Here is a 14,585-nt window from a genome sequence, read left to right on the forward strand (position 1 = left end):
GCCGGACACACGACTGCATCTGACAAGCGCTCAAATCAGCTCAAAAATTGTCTTGCAATGCAGGAGCCATCCACACACGACATTCGCTGCAGATGCACAGTCACCAACAAGAACCCTGGAGGCTGCGATAAACTTTCGAACAATTTCTTGAGCACAGAGAACCGAGTCGCTTTGGCCAAGCTCTGCGAAGTGCAATGAGATCCGGACCACCGCCATGCCGGAAGAATTTTGGTCCTTAGGGCTGAAGCGTCTGTTAGAGCCATCAGTTCGGCTAGCCGACGAGCCAAATGACTTTCAGGATTTGCTGTTGCCCATAATTAATTCGGAAGAAGTCAGAGACTTCATTGACGACACATACTGAGCCTGTTTCCACCCACATTCCCTTACCAGACGCTCCCAGTTCTCCACTGACAGCAATGTCCAGAGAAGGTCGGTCGCGGTGTTTTCGCTCAGGTCCGGGTTCAGCATCCCATCGGTTGCGAGCTCGGCAACAGCTGCGGCGCAACCTTGTCGAACGGCCTGCATGCGATTGTCCCAGGCTTGCGCGGCTTCGGCGTCGCTTGCGCGCATGGCGCGCAGGGCGACGGATACGCTGTAGATTTCGGGGATGTAGTTGCACCATGCCGTGACAAACGCATCCAACCTTTCCATGCCTGTCGTTGCCGCCCGGCTCTCAGCCAGGCGCGCATCGACATCCTTGACGGAATCGATGTGTTTCGTCGTGGCAACCAGAAGCTCGGCTCGATTCGAAAAATGCAGGTAGAGCGCCTGCCGACTGATACCGGTCGCTTTCGCGATATCTGACATTCGAACGTTTTTTGCCTGAGATTCCAGGAGACTCCATGTCGCTTCGAGAATACGGGTTCGGGTGTCGGACGAAAAGCTTGACATGATGTAAAGTTATCACCTATTGACACCGTGTCAACTTTACACTGTGTCAAGGAGATTACTCATGCACGTTATCGTCTTTGGAGCGACGGGCACTGTCGGCCGGCTCACTGTCCAGAGCCTTCTGGAAGAGGAGCATACCGTTACCGCTTTCGCGCGCGCGCCGCACAAGTTGAAAATTAAGAACCCGAACCTCAGGCTCTTTGCCGGTGATGCGCTGAATGCTCTTGAGGTTTCGAAGGCCGTGCAGGGGCATGATGCGGTTGTTGTGACCCTAGGCGCCGGGATGTCGAGAAAGAGCGTCATCCGGTCTCAAGGCACGTTGAACATCATTAAGGCCATGCAGACCCATCGGGTGTCGAGGTTGATCTGCCAATCGACGCTTGGAGCGCGGGACAGCTGGGGCAACCTGAACTTCTGGTGGAAACACGTGATGTTCGGTGCGCTCCTTGCCCCGGTGTTCCGCGATCATGAACTGCAGGAACAACTGGTCGAGGCGAGCGGGCTTGACTGGACGATCGTTCGACCCGGAGCTTTCACGGACGCGCCAACCCGAAGGGACGTCATCGAGGATGTTCCCTCCACTGCGCGCGGCCTCGACCTGAAGATCGCGCGTCGTGACGTGGCCCGCTTTCTGGCCCGGCAACTGGCTGACCGCGCCTATGTCGGTCGCGCGGTTGGTCTGTCGAGCTGAGGATCGCCGCAATGGCATTGATCCTGACGCTCGCCGGTTTCGCCGCGGCTTTGGTCGCCGGCGTCTTCCTCAGTTTTTCGGACTTCGTCATGCGCGGACTTGTACTGGCATCCCATACCAGGGGCGCCGACGGCATGATCGGACTCAACCAGACCGTCTATCGATCAGTCTTCATGGTGATGCTGCTGGGGCTTGTTCCCGTCGCCGTGGGACTTTCGGTCTTTGCCTACTGGCAATGGCCCGGCACCGCGCTGGTCTTCGTCTTGATCGGGTCGGTCGCCTATCTGACAGGGGTGATGGTCGTGACCGCTATGGGCAACGTTCCGATGAACACACGACTTCGCGCCCTGTCCACAACGCCGGACGCGCTTGCGGCGTATTGGCCCAACTATACGCGCCGATGGACCCGTTTGAACCACGTCAGAACGCTATCGGCGGCGACGACCGCGGCGTGCTGGCTGACGGCGGCACAGTTGATTTGAGGTTGAGTCCGTCTCGAACCTCAGTTGAGTTCCAACGTCTCTCCATCAGCAGGGGCATATATGCGGTGCTGCAACCCGGTTTGAAGCGCGCGCTGTTCAACATCTTCGCGTGTCACGGTGCAGTGGCTGATCGCACCCAGATGATTTGCAATGATTCTCCCCGGCGTGAGGCGCGCCAGTTCCACCATGTCGTTGGCGTTCATGATGATCTCTCCGCCAATGTCGAAACGCGCGCCACCGGCTGGTGCGACGACAATATCGGGCACATGCGTTCCTACGAACGCCCTTAATTCGGGCGTCAGGATCGTGTCCCCTGTGACGAGCACAGACGGCTCTCCCGGTATGCGGATAAAGTAGCCGACACCGTGTTCCATGAACAAGCCAGCGAGCCCACGCCCATGTCGGCAGGGCGTCAACCGGACGGTGCCATCAAGAAAGCTTTGGGGTTCGGAAAAATCGCGTTCCAAAGGGATGACGTCCAAACCCTTCTTCGCCAGAACGTCGGCGTCTCTAGGGATACAGTACACCGGGAGGCGTCGCTCCCTCAGCCACTTCACACCAGCCTTGTCGAGATGATCGAAGTGCCCTTTCTGAAAATGCGTGATGAGGCAGTGCGTGGCGCGGCCGAGGATCTCTTTTGCATTGTTAGGAAGCCCAACTGCGGGGTTGCGCTCACGATACTTGAACAGCCGCAAGGGCGGGAGCGTGTGCTTCTCCATGAGCATCGGATCAACGAGCAAACGCACGCGGCGAAAGTCCAGAAGGATCGTCGCATTCCGTAATTGATGGATCTTCACGTGCGTCTCCTACCCAACAAAAAAGGGTGTTTGACCGTCTGAGACGGTTCAGGCCCGGATGCGTCCTGTGTCTTCGAGCCGAGCGCGTTCGCACCTCTTGCAAATTCGTTTACCGGATGTAGCCGTACGATTTGGGCCGGAACGCCGGCAACGCTGCACCACGGGGGGACATCTTTCAGCACAACGCTGCCGGCGCCGATCATGCTGAACGCACCGATTTCGACATTTCCCAAGATGTTCGCGCCCGCACCAATCATCACGCCGCGCCGGACTTTGGGATGCCTATCGCCCGCAACCTTGCCTGTTCCACCCAAAGTCACGTTCTGAAGGATCGTCACGTCATCCTCTACAACGGCCGTTTCGCCGATCACGATCCCAGACCCATGATCCAACATGACCCCGGTACCCAGACGGGCAGCCGGGTGGATGTCAGGGCCAAGAGTGCGCGAAACTCGGTTCGATAGCCACGCCGCGAGTTCGTGTCTGCCGGAATTCCAGAAGCAATGGGCTATACGATGAAGTTGGACGGCGTGGAATGCCTTGTAATTGAGAAAGGCATGCAAATGCGTGCCGCATGCAGGATCTTTCACGTGGATGGCATAAAGGTCCTGCACAGCGGCTTGTGAGACGGACGGGTCGCATTCAACACCCTCCCACAGCAACCTCTTACATGTCTCTTCATCCGCGTCAGTGGCTGCAAGCAAGGACGCCAGCCGGACCACCAAGGCGTCGAGCAACGACGTCGTGGACAGGAACACCTGGTCGAGGAGTGGTGCCAGTACCGGCTCCCTCTCTGCGAGAGCGAGGGCTTCGGTCCGAAGAATTACCCACATCTGTTCTTGATCGTGTGTCAGTTCCATGTGCCTCATCCGCCGTCGTCTTTTGTGACCGTGGCTTGTGCCGCTTGGCTGGGGCTGCGGTTCCACGCGACCAATCCAGTCACCACGAGACAGAGCGCGACGATGTCTGTCACTTGCGGAATCTGGCCGAGGATCGGAACCGCCAGCAAGGCCGCGACGCCGGGCGTCAACGCGGACAGGGCGGAGGCACGTGCGCCAATGAGGTTGAGCGCCCGACCGAACGCAAACATCGAAACCAGTCCCGCGATGACACCTTGAAAGACCACCTGAAATGCAATGTCGGCCCCGTGCGCTGTTGAAAGTCTGGAAAAGTCGAAAAAGACCCAGATCGGCACAAGCACGACCGTCGACATCGCGCCAACGATGCCTGTCGAGAGAAACGCCGATATCTCGATCCTGCGGGCCGTCACGGTAAAACAGGCCCAACACACAGCCCCAGCGAGGAAGAGGAGATGCCCCCGCCACATGTCTTGCGCCAGCAAGGGTTCCGTGCCTCGCATTAAGATTGTTGCGGCCCCACAAAGAATGAGCACGACCGCGATGGCCTGCTTGCGACCCACCTCTTCCCCAAAAATCAGACAGGCGAATGCAAGAGCAAAGACAGGCATCAAGCCAGGCACCAAGGCACCTGCATGCGCGACCGGCGCAAATTCCAGCCCATATCCGACAAGGAGCGTGAAGGGCGCGCCGTAGGCGGAAAGCAGCAGGCATCGCATCCCGCCAATCCGAAGAACCACCTGGCGGTTGCGCCAAAGCAGCGGAGCTAGAACGATAGTCGGAACAATGGCGCGAAAGCTGGCCAAATCCATGACGGAAAGCGTCGTCGTGCGCCCAGAGGATGTCAGTACCAGCCAACTCGCCCAGATCAATACTGCGAGCGACATCCAGGCATATCCGGCAAGCGATGCGGCAGAGGAGCCAAGAAACTTCATCTCACGAGTCATCGTGGATTGCGCGCGACACCAACTCGGAGGGCAGTTCCGGTAGAAGAACATGACCTGTCGCGTTTCTCAGGGCGTACCAATTCACGTGCGGCGTCTTGTTTGCCGCATTGTGACGTGATGGCGACATCAGGATAGTCCAACGAACTTGAGGCATCTGAAAGGTCCCTTGTTCCGGCGCGCCCGATGGCGCGCCGGAATGAGCTGATGGTTGCGGCGGGGAAGACTTCAGGCCTGCTCGGACCGAATTGTGCTGACCTGTCGACCGTCCATGCCCCAATTTTCCATCGGGACCTCGTCGATGACCACGAAGGTCGTGGCCGGGTTCTTACCAAGAACTCTGAACAGCAGATCCGTCACTCCGGCGACAAGCTGTTGCTTTTCGTCCGTCGAGGGGCCGGTACCGTCGGGGCCGCCCTCTTGTGTGACCTTGATGTTGACATATGGCATGTGACTAGTCCTTTCGTTCGACGAATGAGAAAACCTTGGTGAGCACGCGCCAACCGTCATCCGTGTTGATGATCGTCAGCAGATCTTGATAATTGCGCCCCATCATCGTCATCCGCGCTTCGATGATGCCGATGCGATCACCCTTGAACTCGATCCTTTCGATGACCTCCTCACGAAGGTCGCCACGAGAAGCCGGCGGCGTACGCGCGTCGATGCGCGCCATGTAATCTTCGAGACCCATCCGCTCATAATTGCCGGCAGTCCCGTTCACATAGGCGAGATCGGTGTGGAAAACGGCGCGGAGCACGTCACTGCTCGATTGATAAAGACCATCGAAGTAGAGCTTCAGAAGCTCGCGCACTTCGGCCTCGCGTGCATCAGTCGTCATTGCCCTGATCCTCCAGGCGCCAAGGAACGCGTGCCGAAAGCGCTGCGCGCAATGACGTCCAGACAAGCGCAAACCGGGGAAATTGAAGATTTCATTGGACACTCCGTTTTGTGGTTTCGCCTCGACTTAGCAACCCACACCTTCGTTTGATAATATCGAGTTTTCATGGTTTCGATCTTGAAAGCAGATCAATCGAGGCTGCAGGCATCCGGTTGCGATTGGATTTGGCAGCGTCACTCCGCATGACCGATCAGCTCGATCTTGTAGCCGTCCGGATCGGTCAGAAAGGCAATCACCTCATGTATGCCGGTCTCTTCAGGGGCATGGGTCATCGGCCCAGGTTTGCGGATGACCTTCACCCCCATTCCGGACAGCCGGGCGCAGGCACCGTAGATATCGCGCACAGCCAGGGCGATATGACCGAAGCCGGTGCCAGGCGAATAGGTCTCGGTTTCCCAATTCCACGTGAGCTCGATTGTTGGGCCCTCCGGATCATCGACATAGCCCATGAAAACCAGGGTGAATCGGCCTTCCGGAAACGTCTCGCGGCGCACCTCTGACATCCCGAGGCCATCACGGTAGAACGCGATCGACGCCTCCAGATCGGACACGCGAAGCATCGTGTAGAGTATCTTTTGCGGAACAACGTCCGCGCTTGGCAGGTCTAACATTCTCTTGCTCCAAATAGGACCGGGAAGGAGGCGCGCGGTGCACGCCTCCTGAAACGCAGATCGTCAGCGACAGATTTCGCCGGAATAGCGCACGAGGCCGACGAGGTTGTTTTCGTCGCGCAGATCGACCAAACCGTAGCTCCTGAATTGGCCGGAATAGCCTTCGAGGGTGCCCCGCGTAACGGACGGATCGAGGTCGTAGGTAATCTCGATCATGAAGCGCCCAGGCTTGCCCGGCACCGCCGTCAGAATGCCAAGATCGCGCGTCTGGAAACCGCCGCCATCTCCACGTCCGAAATAGTGCTCCATGTCCATCTCCAGACCTGTCTCGGTCTCACGCGTGGCCATGATTTTGCCGCTGGCATGCTCAACCGTTCCCGTGAGCGTTGCCGAGATGATAATCGGCTGCCCCTCACCTTCAGGGTAGAAGTTGGGAATACCGACACCGCCCATTTCGATGCAATTGTCAGCAAGAGCGGCAGTCGAGGAAAGCGCAAGAGCCAGAGTGGCCCTTGCAATCGTTGTGACCTTCATAGTCATTCCTTTCAGGGAGATTGGTTAGAGATAGTAGGGAGAATTGAGGCCACGGCTTGCGGCCTCGGTGACACGCGCATCGAACACGCGCGTATAGAACGCCGCATTCATTGCCGCGGCTGTCTTCGGAAACACGTTGATGGCGAAATCCAATGCGCTCTCGACACTGTCGAAGGCATCGAGCCCACCGAGGGTCCGGGTGTTGTGTCCGCTCAACCAGAGTTTCGAGATCAGACCTTCCTGACGGCGCAAATCGGGATTCCGTTCACGCCAGGGAGCATCTTCGAAGGATCGCGAAACCTGCACTTCGGTGTAGACGAAGGCACCAGGCTCTTCCTCGACTGTTCCACCGAACTGCGGCGCATTCATATCCGCGCTAGCTTCCGCTGTTGCCACGCCGTCGAAGACCCGCGTGGAATGGGCAACCCCGAGATCTCTGGCCAAGGCGGGGAAGAAGTCAGTGCAGAACGACAGCGCGGCATCAATGCTGCCAAAGCTGTAAAGTCCTCCGACCGAGTTGGTCTGACGGCCAGACAACCATGTCTTGTCGATGAAGCCTGGTTGCTCGGCTATTCCCTCGTTCACCTCGTTCCAACGAACCTGGCGAAACGGAATGTTTGCTTGTGTTTCGGTGTAGACAAATGCGCGTCGAGTCATGCACGAGGGCTCCTCTTCTATCTTGGATGAAAGCGATGCAGCGGCTCGCGATGCCCCAGTTAGGACGAAGGGCAGGCTTGCCAGCGCGGTGGAGAAGGCACGCCTTGTCACAGGCACACCTCCACTGTTCGCATGAGTGATCATGCGGTGCGTCATTTCTTGTTCCTTTCGAGTTCAGCGTCCCCGATGAAAGCCTTGCTTTGTACGGCACGCAAAAATATAACGATTACTATATTTTGGTAGATGCGTCGCCGACCATCGTCAATACAAAAAATAACGAACCCTATATTTTTGGCATAAAGGGCTGAAAAACAGATGAAAAAAGCTGAGAGAACAAAGGCGATACTGGTCAAGTCAGCTGGGAAGAACTTCCGCAGGGCTGGATATGCAGGAGTCGGCGTGGACTCGATCGCCCAAGAGGCGGGGGTCACATCCGGTGCGTTCTACGCACATCTGAAGTCCAAGGATGGAGCTTTTCAGCTAGCCTTGCTTGCCGGGCTGGAGGATGTGCTGACCGCTTTGCCCAAGTTCCGCGAAGACTATGGGGCAGACTGGCCGAATGCGTTTGCGGACTACTATCTTGGAGAGGCGCACCGGACTGATATCGAGAACGGCTGTGCTATGGCAGGTCTATCGCCCGACGTTGTGCGCGCCGACCCGGATGTTCAGCAGGCGTATTCAGACCTCATGCAGAGGATTGTCGATGAAGTCACGAAAGGGATTCCCGGAGAGCTTCCCGAAGATGAGAAACAGCAGAGAGCCTGGTCCTTTCTAACGTCACTGATCGGTGCTCTTATCGTGGCGCGGGCCGCTGGGTCGGATCCAATTGCGGAGCAGATCGCGGAGACCAGCAAGTCCGCTGCCATCTACGCGTTTCGAGCTGACTGATTGAGACGGATCGGTCTACATTGATGCGCTCGCCAAGCTTCTCCATAAGCTCGACATGACCGTTCCCATCGGTCGATCTCGGCGTCTGATTGCGAATATCTCAGTGTGTCGCGGCGGGTAGCCTTCGATTGCCAATGGAACGAGCGCGCTCGCTTTGAGATCTTCGATCATCAAGTGCTCAGGAATGCCGCCCCATCCAAGTCCTGCCTTAATGATCGACTTCTTGGCTTGAAAATCCGAGACCGTCCAACGTTGCCCCCCTGACAAAAGGTCCCTGCTCTGGTCGAACTCCTTACCACCCGTCCCCGATACGATGACCTGCGTATAGCTTTGCATTTCACGGCGCGATCTAACGCCTGGTCGGTTGGCAGCCGGAAAGTCCGGGCTGGCTACGGGTCGGATCGTGATCGAGCCGACCGGAAGGGTTTCGACGTCGTCGATAGGAACACCGTCCAGCCCGGCAATGATCAGGTCGGCCTCTCCTTCCATTAGACGTGCCAACGGGCCACCCATCATTTCGGTCACCAGCTTGAGATGCGTTCCCGGATATGCGGTGCCGATTTCCCCGAAAACCTCCAAAACTGGATCGAGCGACATCGTGGCGCTTATCGCAACTGAAAGCATGGGCTCTTGCTCGCTCCGTAGACCAGCAGCAACGGCCTTGAGGCCGTGCACCTGCTCAAGAACCCGCGTCGCTTCACGAAAAAATACTTCACCCTCAGGCGACAAACGCGGACGGTAGGCATCCCGCGAGAAGAGATTGAATCCCAACTCGTCCTCAAGCTTCTTGATTTGGTGACTGACAGCGGACTGCGCTTTGTTCAACCGATCGGCCGCGCCTCGGAAGGTTCCAGCGGCGACAATCGCGTCGAGGGCAACAAGTTGATCTAGAGTCATGAGGTCATCCACTGATCTATTTTTGCGATCGTAAGCATGAGAACTCGATATTATCAATCGACGATCTTCGTTGCTACTTCCAAGCAAGACGGCAACACGGCGAGATGGTTGCATCTGCAGTCCAGTTCGTCGGCGTTTCCTCAAACTGCGCCCTGGCCCGCAAGGTCGGAGCGACCAAGATGGAGAAAGCAATGGTGAAGATAGCAATCGTTTACCACAGTGGATATGGCCACACAGCGGTTCAGGCCGAGGCGGTACGCCGCGGTGCGAGCGAGGTTTCAGGAACGGACGTCTCCCTGATACCAGTAGAGAACCGCGATGAAAGTTGGGATTTCATCGACTCAGCGGATGCAATCATCTTCGGGTCACCAACCTATTTCGGGAGCGCTTCTGCGCAGCTAAAAGAACTGTTGGATGAGACGTCGGGCCGATGGCTTGAGGGCCGATGGGCAAACAAGCTAGCAGCCGGATTCACTAATTCCGCTGGCATGAGTGGCGACAAACTGGCGACGCTTCAGCAGATCAACCATTTCGCCATGCAACACGGCATGATCTGGATCGGACTCGGCTTGCCACCCGGAAACAACACCAGTACCGGTTCGCCGGATGACCTGAACCGTCTGGGCGGATTTCTTGGTGCAATGTCTCAAGCAGATGCCGATGTCCCACCAGAAGTCGCTCCCGCAGGCTCGGACCTTAGAACCGCAGAATTCCTTGGACGTCGCGTCGCTGAGGCTGCGGTACGCTGGCGTGCCGGGCAAGCAGCTGAGACAGTTGCCGCTTGAGCGGCCTGAACGTCACAAAGGTCGAACGCAGCGCTATCCTTGTAGAGTGCGCTGCCTTCGACCCGCTACTTTCGCATCGACATTGCGATGAAGATTCAAACGGTGCCGCAATCATGAGCTCCGTTGGTTAGCGCACACGGCCCCTTAGCTGCCGTTCGTCTGGTCGTAGCACCGACCACTTGATTTCCCGAAAGCAGACATTCGTTATGGTTGGGGATAATCGCCAGTGGAGGTCGACTATTGAAGTACTTGGCGAATACCTTTGACTGTCAAGAACTCTCCTGGAATGTGATAACTACCATCGAAATGTTTGAATGCGCTGACCGATTCAAGAAATTCCTGACGCACGTCATGCCAATCTGTTTCATTGAACCGTTTGACCGCCATCGCAACCGGCCCGCCAAGGAGAACTGCGTCCACGAGTTGATCATCAGAGGCGAAATTGAGGATTTCAGAATGGCGATGTTCGGTGATGTTTTCAATTTCTGCGTCGTGGAACTGGCGAACAAGTGCACCGGGTGCACCAGTTCTGAAGAACAAAGGGCAGACTTCCGATGAAACCCGGGCATCGACGATTGGAAAGACCTCAGCCCAGCCGCAATTATTGCGCTCCCCCCAGACGGTAGCGGCGACGGTGCCACCCTTCTTGACAGCCCGAGCCATATTCCGAAGGGCCGTGCCCGGGTCGGTGGTGTACATCAGACCAAGGGCCGAGACGGCAGCGTCGAATGTGCCGTTCGAGACAGAGAGGGCCTCGGCGGGCATGCGCCTGAAGGTAACGCGCCGGCGTAGATTTGGAAGAAGCCGCTGTTCAAGATCGTCCAACATGCCTTGCGAGATATCAGTGGCCAAGACGTCGCCGTCTTCGCCTACTGCTTGTGCGATCTGGGTTGTGACGAGCCCGCTGCCACAGGCAATTTCCAGTACGTGCTGACCGGCTTGAATGTCTGCCAAACGCATCAGGTGAGCGTGAGCCCCACGCAGCTGTGCTTCCCAACCATCGTGATAAAATGGCGCGGCGGCATCCCAGCCATAGCGTTGGATGCGGAGTTGCACACGAGGGTTCATTGCTCCATTCCTTCCAAGACTTGGACGGATACCTGCACTGATTGCCCATCGCGATAAGCAAGAAACCAGGGATCGAACTCCAGTGCCTGGGTGACCAAGCTATTGAGCGTTTCGTCATCCTCGTGGCTCAGAAATTCGATCACGATCGAGGTTTGTCTGGCGATGGTGTCAGCGCCAGGTATGGCAAGCACCCCGCGGTTATCCCATTCCTGGGCGATCCTTACGCGAATCCGATCGACAGCGATGTTTTCACGCGTAGCCATCATCTTGATACCGATCGCAATACATCCGCTGATGGCGGCTCGTCCAAAGAACCCAGGTGTCGGGGCCTCGCCAGTGCCGCCGATTGGAACAGGCATATCGATACACTGTTTGTAATCGCCTTCCATGTAGTTGCAGCCCAAACCATCGCACACCTCGGCCGTGCCATCCGTGCAAGCACGAGCAAGTTGGGGGCGCTTGTTGTAAACTTCTATCGCCCGGAGTTGTGCGTTTCTTGCGTGAATATCTCTGTCCATGATGTGCACTCGCTTTCGTTGACTATTTTCCAGTTTTGGCGCGGCGCATGGCTCCGAGAGCGCCAAGCGAAGCAAGAATGAAAAATGCACTGCTTGGCAAAGGCACGGCGGCAGGGATACTGCCGTCACCGGTCTCCAGTGTGAACCCGTCAGCCGAAACGGATAGAACGCCTGATAATTCCACGTCTGCGTCAAAGAACTGCCGCAGTGTTTCAAGCTTTCCGGCGTGAGCGGAGAAATTTGCACTCAGAGTGAACATTTCTCCGTCAGCGATATTGAACATTGACGTCAGAGTCGTCTGGAAAGCGCCGCCGTCAGCCGTGAAAAGCGGATCGGGGAACCGGGAAGTTGCGAATATCTTCTCATCAAAAAAGCCCGGCCCGTTCAGGAAAAAGCCGCCAAGGGCATGGGCCAGCGATGGGCGATCCTGCAAGTCGCTTACAACTGAGATGTAACCTGAAAGATCCAAACTGACTGTGACCATACCCGACCCTAAGGCCCTGTAGGTTTGAGTCGTAGACAGAGCTGCCCGCGCGTTATGTGCGCTTGGTGCCGTCGTTGCAGTCTTGTCAGCGCGGGCTATGACACCCAGGGTCTGACCAAAGTCTGTATAATATGCACTGGATGTGGATCGCCCAACGGCTGAGGGCGGTTGTGCGTCGACAGTTGATACGCCAATTTCCTGCGTCGAGCTGTCGAAACTATCCTGTGCCAGATTGTCGATACTGCCACCGGGATAGACCGTGATGGCCTCTACCGTTGTTGAAACGGTTGCGGCATTGGCCGCGACGGGCAGAAAGCCTGCCAGGATAAGCGATGTTGCAAATCTAATCATGTCATTACTCATTCAATTGAATACCCAAGGGTCATAAGGCCGGCACTAAGCCAGTTAGAACGGCCGGCCCAAATCACCTTTCAGCCGGCCGCCATGGCTTTGATGTCGCTGGCGCTTGGGGTATTTCCCCCGATGCCCCATTGACCGCTGCGCACTTCCTTGAGGCGCACCCAAGTCACGGACCGCATGTTTTCACCTTCAACTTCGACCATTGCGTCTGTGACTTTTTGGATCATCTGCGCCTTCTGACCTTCGTCGAAAACGCCTTCGATAACTTCGATATCGACCAGTGGCATGTCATGTCTCCTTTGTTTGAATGTCTGATGCGTGAACTTTGCCTGACGCGACGGCGCTCCAGCCAGTTCATCAAATGAAGGAAACCCACTACACTTTCTGAAGTGGACGGCGACATGGCCGAAATGGTTAGCTATGCTAGGAGGTCCCAGATGTCAGAGTCGAAATATCCAAGGTTTTGCCCGATCGCCATGGCCGCAAGCCTGCTTGAGCCCCGTTGGACAATGTTGGTCCTGAGCGAAATGTGGTGCGGATCGACACGCTTCAATGAAATACAGCGCGGCGTGCCCGGGATGTCGCCGGGGTTGTTGTCCAAAAGGCTTAAGGAAATGGAGGCCAATGGGTTGATTGTCCGCCGTGGCGCTGGCCCGGGTGCCCATGCTGAATACTTCACGACACCTGTCGCTGACGAACTGGAAGATCTCATAAACGCTCTTGGAGAATGGGCGCACCGCAATATCGATTGTGAAGTGTCGCTGCAAGATCTCGATGCGCGCATGCTGATGTGGAAAATCAGAACCAAGATGGATCTTTTGCAGCTACCCAAGCGCAAGAGCGTCATCCAGTTCATTCTTGACGAGCCGGAAGGTGGCAAATCGAACTACTGGATCGTTTCGAAACCCGGCGAGGAAGCTGACCTTTGTTATGTTGATCCAAAATTTGATGTTGATCTTTACATCGTTGGCGACCTTCGCGCCTTAACGGCAGCTTGGATGGGCCACTCTTCCTTTGAACGTGAAATTGCCAACGGTAATATCACACTCACTGGGCACGAACTCATGGCGCGCACGCTAACCAAGTGGTTGGTGCGAAGCAGTTACGCCGACACTACAATCCAAACCAACCCAAAAGCTCTAGCGGATACTTGAATCGGCCCTTTGCTGCCGTTGACCACCTCATCTAGATGCTGCGGTCGCAGCCCGCATTGCGGTCCTTCGCTGCGGACGCAAACTTCGGGCTTGATCGAACTCACCCATCGCGGGACGGAGCGTCAGTTTGCGGGTCCTGCACGAATGTCTGATTTTGGTGCTAGGGGCCCGGAATCTCCGTCGGACCACATAGCAGGAAATATTTCTGGGGCAGGCCAATGGTCCTGACGCTCACGGTTTCGTGAAGCGGAAGCGTGAAACAATAAGCGCACGGGCTTCGTATCTACCTGTGCAAGCCAACAAACATTAAAGGGAACATAGTTATGCCTATTTTTGATATGGATTGGGAACTGCAGTTCGACCAAAACTCAGCTAGCGCAGGAGCATATGAAGGTTCAGCCAGCGTTGATTTGAACCCGACGGGCGGTCCATCAGTCACCAGCGGAGAGCCCAACGACATCGACTTGACGATCGTTCTCACTGAAATAGAAGAACAGAGCGACATGCCAGCCAGCGAGACATCGGAGCCAGTGTTCACTTTCGAAACAACTGGGGATGAGTTCGTATATGTCGTATCCGGTTCGGTCGGAACCGAGTCGCAGGAAACGTCCTCGGTTGCCGCGGGCACTCCATCGGAAGAGCGTGGACCAAAACAAGAACCGGTATTTGAATGGGTAATTTCTCGCGAAACGCCCGCCCAAGCGAGGAAAATCGCCACCCTGGCCTACAACGAACAATTTATAACTCATCTCGGATGACGAACGGTTCTCGTCCCGAGAGGCGATGATAGATCTCCTGTTTGAAACCAGGGCCTTCGTTTTTTGATACCAAAGCCGCCGTTCATTCGAACCGCAGCATTGGTATCTATGGGCTCGGTGCCGTCATTCGAAGAAATCGGATCTGTTCAGAAGCCCTCTTCCCTGCGACATCGCCCGCGGCCCATTGCCGACGTTGATCACCACACTACGCCGCTGCGGTGCGGCCCGTCATTCCGGATGGGGTGGATGGCTCCTGCTCCCCCGGCGTCGCGATGCGCCATACTGCAGTTGTCTATCACTGCTAGGAAAGG

Annotated in this window: 20 protein-coding genes; 6 read left to right on the top strand and 14 right to left on the bottom strand. The window is 56.5% G+C overall.

The annotated features are described in order from the left end of the window. Positions 1-294: 294 nt before the first annotated feature. Positions 295-891: a TetR/AcrR family transcriptional regulator gene (locus tag RBB29_RS21965; RefSeq protein ID WP_306117063.1), complete on the bottom strand. Its 597-nt coding sequence runs from the start codon at positions 889-891 to the stop codon at positions 295-297. 61 nt (positions 892-952) lie between these two features. Between RBB29_RS21965 and RBB29_RS21970 the strand changes: the two genes are divergently transcribed. Beyond that, entirely contained in the window at positions 953-1,582 is a 630-nt protein-coding gene (locus RBB29_RS21970; protein WP_306117064.1) for an NAD(P)-dependent oxidoreductase, read from the top strand. Positions 1,583-1,593: 11 nt separating this feature from the next. Further along, a complete protein-coding gene (locus RBB29_RS21975) occupies positions 1,594-2,064 on the top strand; it encodes a DUF1772 domain-containing protein (protein WP_306117065.1) in 471 nt (156 codons plus the stop codon). Positions 2,065-2,084: 20 nt separating this feature from the next. Here RBB29_RS21975 and RBB29_RS21980 read toward each other — a convergent pair whose 3' ends face one another. From RBB29_RS21980 to RBB29_RS22015, 8 genes are all read right to left on the bottom strand, one after another. Beyond that, entirely contained in the window at positions 2,085-2,861 is a 777-nt protein-coding gene (locus RBB29_RS21980) for an MBL fold metallo-hydrolase (protein WP_306117066.1), read from the bottom strand. Then, complete coding sequence (gene cysE / locus RBB29_RS21985; protein WP_306117067.1) at positions 2,858-3,721, bottom strand: serine O-acetyltransferase; 864 nt, start codon at positions 3,719-3,721, stop codon at positions 2,858-2,860. The genes RBB29_RS21980 and cysE overlap by 4 nt, the downstream gene beginning before the upstream one ends. 5 nt (positions 3,722-3,726) lie before the next feature. Further along, positions 3,727-4,653, bottom strand: a complete 927-nt coding sequence (locus RBB29_RS21990; RefSeq protein WP_306117068.1) for a DMT family transporter — start codon at positions 4,651-4,653, stop codon at positions 3,727-3,729. Between the two features lie 237 nt (positions 4,654-4,890). Then, positions 4,891-5,112: a 4-oxalocrotonate tautomerase family protein gene (locus RBB29_RS21995; protein WP_306117069.1), complete on the bottom strand. Its 222-nt coding sequence runs from the start codon at positions 5,110-5,112 to the stop codon at positions 4,891-4,893. 4 nt (positions 5,113-5,116) lie between these two features. Further along, a complete protein-coding gene (locus RBB29_RS22000; RefSeq protein ID WP_306117070.1) occupies positions 5,117-5,500 on the bottom strand; it encodes a nuclear transport factor 2 family protein in 384 nt (127 codons plus the stop codon). A 233-nt stretch (positions 5,501-5,733) separates the two neighbouring features. Next, positions 5,734-6,171, bottom strand: a complete 438-nt coding sequence (gloA, locus tag RBB29_RS22005) for a lactoylglutathione lyase (RefSeq protein WP_306117071.1) — start codon at positions 6,169-6,171, stop codon at positions 5,734-5,736. Between the two features lie 63 nt (positions 6,172-6,234). After that, positions 6,235-6,705: a hypothetical protein gene (locus RBB29_RS22010; RefSeq protein WP_306117072.1), complete on the bottom strand. Its 471-nt coding sequence runs from the start codon at positions 6,703-6,705 to the stop codon at positions 6,235-6,237. Between the two features lie 24 nt (positions 6,706-6,729). Continuing rightward, complete coding sequence (locus RBB29_RS22015) at positions 6,730-7,362, bottom strand: YdhR family protein (RefSeq protein ID WP_306117073.1); 633 nt, start codon at positions 7,360-7,362, stop codon at positions 6,730-6,732. Between the two features lie 315 nt (positions 7,363-7,677). Between RBB29_RS22015 and RBB29_RS22020 the strand changes: the two genes are divergently transcribed. Continuing rightward, complete coding sequence (locus RBB29_RS22020) at positions 7,678-8,250, top strand: TetR/AcrR family transcriptional regulator (RefSeq protein ID WP_306117074.1); 573 nt, start codon at positions 7,678-7,680, stop codon at positions 8,248-8,250. A 15-nt stretch (positions 8,251-8,265) separates the two neighbouring features. On the opposite strand, the gene RBB29_RS22025 is transcribed toward RBB29_RS22020, so the two are convergent. After that, on the bottom strand, positions 8,266-9,147 hold the full coding sequence (locus RBB29_RS22025) for a LysR family transcriptional regulator (RefSeq protein WP_306117075.1): 882 nt from the start codon (positions 9,145-9,147) through the stop codon (positions 8,266-8,268). Between the two features lie 179 nt (positions 9,148-9,326). On the opposite strand from RBB29_RS22025, the gene RBB29_RS22030 reads away from it, so the two are divergent. Beyond that, positions 9,327-9,932 (top strand): flavodoxin family protein, encoded by a 606-nt coding sequence (locus RBB29_RS22030; RefSeq protein WP_306117076.1) that lies wholly within the window; start codon positions 9,327-9,329, stop codon positions 9,930-9,932. A gap of 237 nt (positions 9,933-10,169) precedes the next feature. Here RBB29_RS22030 and RBB29_RS22035 read toward each other — a convergent pair whose 3' ends face one another. The 4 genes from RBB29_RS22035 to RBB29_RS22050 all read right to left on the bottom strand — a co-directional run bounded on the left by RBB29_RS22035 (position 10,170) and on the right by RBB29_RS22050 (position 12,649). Continuing rightward, positions 10,170-11,000 carry a class I SAM-dependent methyltransferase gene (locus RBB29_RS22035; RefSeq protein WP_306117077.1) on the bottom strand — a complete coding sequence of 277 codons (831 nt, stop codon included), beginning with the start codon at positions 10,998-11,000 and terminating at the stop codon, positions 10,170-10,172. Next, positions 10,997-11,518 (bottom strand): OsmC family protein, encoded by a 522-nt coding sequence (locus RBB29_RS22040; RefSeq protein ID WP_306117078.1) that lies wholly within the window; start codon positions 11,516-11,518, stop codon positions 10,997-10,999. The genes RBB29_RS22035 and RBB29_RS22040 overlap by 4 nt, the downstream gene beginning before the upstream one ends. 22 nt (positions 11,519-11,540) lie before the next feature. Further along, entirely contained in the window at positions 11,541-12,365 is an 825-nt protein-coding gene (locus RBB29_RS22045; RefSeq protein ID WP_306117079.1) for a VPLPA-CTERM sorting domain-containing protein, read from the bottom strand. Positions 12,366-12,433: 68 nt separating this feature from the next. After that, a complete protein-coding gene (locus tag RBB29_RS22050) occupies positions 12,434-12,649 on the bottom strand; it encodes a tautomerase family protein (RefSeq protein WP_306117080.1) in 216 nt (71 codons plus the stop codon). Between the two features lie 150 nt (positions 12,650-12,799). On the opposite strand from RBB29_RS22050, the gene RBB29_RS22055 reads away from it, so the two are divergent. Then, positions 12,800-13,516 (top strand): helix-turn-helix domain-containing protein, encoded by a 717-nt coding sequence (locus RBB29_RS22055; RefSeq protein WP_306117081.1) that lies wholly within the window; start codon positions 12,800-12,802, stop codon positions 13,514-13,516. Positions 13,517-13,839: 323 nt separating this feature from the next. Next, positions 13,840-14,274 (top strand): hypothetical protein, encoded by a 435-nt coding sequence (locus RBB29_RS22060; RefSeq protein ID WP_306117082.1) that lies wholly within the window; start codon positions 13,840-13,842, stop codon positions 14,272-14,274. The last annotated feature ends 311 nt before the right edge of the window (positions 14,275-14,585 follow it).

It is taken from the genome of Roseovarius sp. MMSF_3359, from assembly GCF_030733385.1.
Taxonomy (GTDB): domain Bacteria; phylum Pseudomonadota; class Alphaproteobacteria; order Rhodobacterales; family Rhodobacteraceae; genus Roseovarius.